A 4,125-nucleotide genomic window follows, 5' to 3' on the forward strand; every position below is an offset into this window, starting at 1 on the left:
AATGCGCACGGGTGATTTCAGTCCAGGCCATCGTGATCTCCATCGAATCTCGCAAATCCGACGGAATCACAACCTGCTGAAATCACTCAACTCTTTTTGGAACGGACACTAAGATCCGGCCTCGACGCCGCCTTTTCCTTGCCTTGGATCATTCCAAGGACGATATGTTATCCTGGCTTTCTGAGGTGTCTTTATGGAGTTTCCCTTTTCGTCTTTTATGGCGTGTCCCTTTTTATCCTTAAGAGTATTGTTCCATTGATCCAATATGTAAATCCCGTCCTCGTCCTGACCTAGATATATGCCAGTATGACTCACTCTACCTTTACCTCCAGGGTAACCCTTTGGCCCGTAGTGGACCGCGCCTTGTCCGTCGCCCCAATCGCCATTGAAGGTAGCGATGGGAGTACCCGGCGCTATCGTCATATTTCCACGCACTTGCTCCCCTCTTTTCCATGCGGAAGCAAAACTCACCTTCCCTAGTTCCTTGGTAAGCGCTGCACACTCGCCATCACCGAAATTTTTCCCCAAAATGTCAGCATAAGGTCTCGCGTTCTCCTGAATGTCGCTTGGCAGCACCGAAATGTTTGTAGTGCTGCTCCCAACCCATCCTTCTGACAATGTTCGAGACTTCGGTAGCGCTAAATCGGCAGGGGTATCCGAACGCTTTGGCGACGGATCGATTTGTTCCTGGCGAACCTCCTGCGTCGGCTCGATGAGCGAGTTCGAATTGGCACCATCCAACGGTGCGGAGACCGCCTTGCCGTCAACGTACTCCGTGCCAGTCCGAAACCCCTCCACTCGCTGCATGGTGTCCATCATCTTCGACCGCTGTTGCTTAGTCAAAGAAGAAAGCGGAGTATCTTCGTCCACATCGAGAGCCGACGTTATTGTCTTTATATATTTGTCAGTATCGTTTTCCGTCCTCGGCGCGTAGATTTCCATCGCGCTGGAAATGGTTGCCTCGCGATACTTTTTTCCCTCAAATAGCAATCTCGACTTCGCTGCGCGGCCTGTCCCATAGTCGGGGAATACGGCAAATCTCCCATCGGAGCCGATGGCTCCCGCCGATCGGGCGAATGGACCATATTCTATATTTCCAGGATTGTTGTTACGCCAATTGCGGGCTCCTACACGACGAGTGACTCTGCCGTCAGGCCCAATGATCTCGGTCCATCCAGCACCACCACGCACCGTCCCGGTCAATCCGACCTTTGCCGGGTAGATGGCGGCTGCGGGATACTCAGGTACTTGCGACCCCCTGTCGGCAGCGGCTGGACCATCACCAGCCCCAAGGGTTTCGGATGATTGCACTGGCGCTGACGCCAGAGGTGAACCATTCTCGCCCTTAAGGGGCGTGCTTGAGGGCAACCCAAAGCGCTTGTCGAAGTCGGCCGGATCGAGCAGGGCAGGCGTCGGCGCTGGTGCCGGCCCTCCAAGCAATCCCGTTTTGGCGAATTGCTGCTTGACTGCCGCCTTGACGAGTGGATCCGCCGTTCCGGCAAGCAGGCCGTTGATCCCAGCCTGAACATCTTGTGGCGACGATCCGCCGATTTCTCGCAACACCGATTGCGGCACCGGCTGAACGTTCTCCACGCCGAGATAGCGCTGTGCGGCCAGGCTGAGGGCCAGCGCATTCTGGACAGCCACAGGGTCGCGCCAGCCCTGGTCGGCAGCCGCGCGCCAGGCCGCATTGACTTGCGGAAACGCCTTGCCTGCCTCGCCCGCCGGATCGTTCTTTCGGGCTTCCTCCAGTTGCCGCGCGGCCGCGACCGTTGCCTGGTAGCGTGACGGGCCGTCTGGCGAATGTCCCGCGCTCATCGCCGCGTCTAGAATCTGGTCGTTTATGCTCTGTTTCGGCATGGCCCGCATGTCGAAGGCCTGCTTGCCCGCCCTCACCTGCCGGTCCAGCGCCTCATATCGCCGGCCGCCTTCCTTGACGCCGAAAACGGCCGCGAAATCTTCTGGCCCCCGCGTCACGCCTGAATAGTTGCCGGTTTCCGCCAAAGCCTTCGGCGCGTTCTGGAAAGCAAGCGAAATGTCGGTGCCGGCCCCGATCAATCGGGACGCGTTCGCGGCACGCGCCTGCCGCAGGAGAGCATCGGCGGCCCCGGGCGACAGATCGGCAAGCAGGGCGGCGACCGGCTGGCCCACCTGCGGCTCGGCTCGTGCGGGCGCTTCTTTGTCAAGCGCCAGTTCTATCCTGTCATAGAGCGGCGCGAGCGCCTCGGACTGGTCCTTGGCGCCCGGCAAGTCGCCGGTGTCATCGACCTGGTCCTTGATGTCGTTCGGGAACATTGTTTTGCGAGGCTTGAGTTCCATTGGTCTTGTCCTCCATTTCAAGGCGGACGCGGGGTCGCGCGCCGCCATTTTCCTCTGCTGACCGAGCACGCACGCAACATTTCCAGCGCGCCACGAGGATTTCACGCGCGCTGCTCTTACATTCGCGTTCTTGCCGTGCTTTCGCGTCCATGCGCTTCGAGCTTTGCGCGCCGGGCGGCAGGCTCGACGGCGCCGAGCATCAGCGTGCGACGTGCAATTGGTTGCGGAAATCGAGACTCATCTCGCCTGCTCTCACATCGTCGCTTGCTATTCCGCCATCAGGTTGGCGAAATCAGTCGAATAGAATCACTGAAAAGACCAGCAACATATACAGGGACATTAATCCAGGAATGCTGAGCCCTGCAGCTCCAAAAAGAAAAAATACACGCTGAAGCGGCGTAATATTTTGCGATTTGACGCCTACAAACGCCAAGGACATCGCAGATGCGAAGCTCACAATCGAAAATAAAGTGATTAGAAAAAACAACATTCACAAAGCCCGCCTACATAGATGCCGAACCGTCACTCCCATGAAACGCTGATGTCCCAGCGCCAAAGAAAACAAGAGCACGCCGAAACGGTGTAAAATGTTGCGATCTGACGCCTTTGACCGCCAGCTAAATCGCAAGAAAAAGCCCGGAAATCCAATAGAAATACTACTACACGTAACATTTACCGATCTCGCCCGCGCCCATTTTGATAAATCAACTCCACGGAAAAAGCCAAATAATTCTATAAAAAACAAAATCCCAAATCACAATAAACCCAGGCAAGCTCATGATCGCAGAAACGTAAATGACATAAACACTCAGTGCCGGCTTCACATTGCTGAACAAAACACCTATAACAGCCAAAGCAACCGAAAATACAAATGAGACAGAACCAAGAGCATAAAATCCCATCGATTAAAGCCTCAAAACAAGCTTCGAATTGCGACCGAAGGCAACAATCAGGTATGGAGTTTGTCCCGATCGCCTCCCGTCTCGCGCGATCAGCGCTTCGACGCGTGTCCTTGCCGCGTTCTCGCGCCAGTCGGCCTCGGCCTTTTGACCGCCATTGGGGTCGAGGTTCACCCTAGCCAAGAAGCCGATACCGACGCTGACTCGTTGGCGAAGTTATAATTTCTAGGCACCCGAACCATCATTCCTGAAGCTTTGGGAAATCGAAATTCATTTCAGACATCGGCGGAGACAACTCATCTAGAACGCCCTTGTGTTCTTTTTCTATTACCTCAATTACCTCAAAATAAATTGAACCCATCAAATTTCCTATCAATTTCTTAATAATAATAAATTCTTCCATGCTCCTCTTATCTTTTCTTTCCTCAATAAACCTAATAAAATCCTTAGAATGAAGCAATAGCATCTTCACTATCGCTTCAGCATCCTCTCTGCGCAGATTACTTTCCATAAGTTCCTCTAAAACCCATAGCTCTGCATGCATCGAGCCATGCATTGGAAAAAGGGATCACCGTCATATGTACTGGTAGGCAGCGTAGCGTCGGTACAAAATTCGATGCACAAGTTCCGAGCGGCTGACTTGGATATACCAGCTACATTCATGGATGGATAGAGGTTCTTATTTTGTTCTTGACGAAGCGATCGAGAATCGATCGGCGCCTGCAAAAATGAGCCCGGTGATCCCGATCCAGAATGACTATCAGTTTTGGCGATAGCGACAGCGGCGTTTTGCCCCTCAGAGCCTGAATCAAAAAGAATGGTTTGATATCAAGCTCTTGCGAGCCTGCGTGTGAGCAGGCGAATGTGGGCGACGTATATCCAGGCTTCTGCAGAAGCGATGGATTTC

3 protein-coding genes are annotated in these 4,125 nt (G+C 54.0%); all 3 read right to left on the minus strand.

Annotation, left to right across the window (positions count from 1 at the left end; all coding sequences use genetic code 11):
* Positions 1–108: 108 nt before the first annotated feature.
* Positions 109–2,319, minus strand: a complete 2,211-nt coding sequence (locus FFS37_RS35510; RefSeq protein WP_137935539.1) for a BPSL0067 family protein — start codon at positions 2,317–2,319, stop codon at positions 109–111.
* Between the two features lie 1,140 nt (positions 2,320–3,459).
* Positions 3,460–3,762 carry a hypothetical protein gene (locus tag FFS37_RS35515; protein WP_137935540.1) on the minus strand — a complete coding sequence of 101 codons (303 nt, stop codon included), beginning with the start codon at positions 3,760–3,762 and terminating at the stop codon, positions 3,460–3,462.
* A 115-nt stretch (positions 3,763–3,877) separates the two neighbouring features.
* A partial coding sequence (locus FFS37_RS36105) for a hypothetical protein (protein WP_210240524.1) occupies positions 3,878–4,125 on the minus strand: 248 nt, incomplete at its 5' end.

The organism is Mesorhizobium comanense (assembly GCF_005503535.1).
In the GTDB taxonomy this organism is placed as follows: domain Bacteria; phylum Pseudomonadota; class Alphaproteobacteria; order Rhizobiales; family Rhizobiaceae; genus Mesorhizobium; species Mesorhizobium comanense.

Coding starts and splice junctions, on each gene's coding strand:
- FFS37_RS35510 (WP_137935539.1), bottom strand. CDS start 2,319: ATGGAACTCAAGCCTCGCAAAACAATGTTCCCGAACGACATCAAGGAC.
- FFS37_RS35515 (WP_137935540.1), bottom strand. CDS start 3,762: ATGCATGCAGAGCTATGGGTTTTAGAGGAACTTATGGAAAGTAATCTG.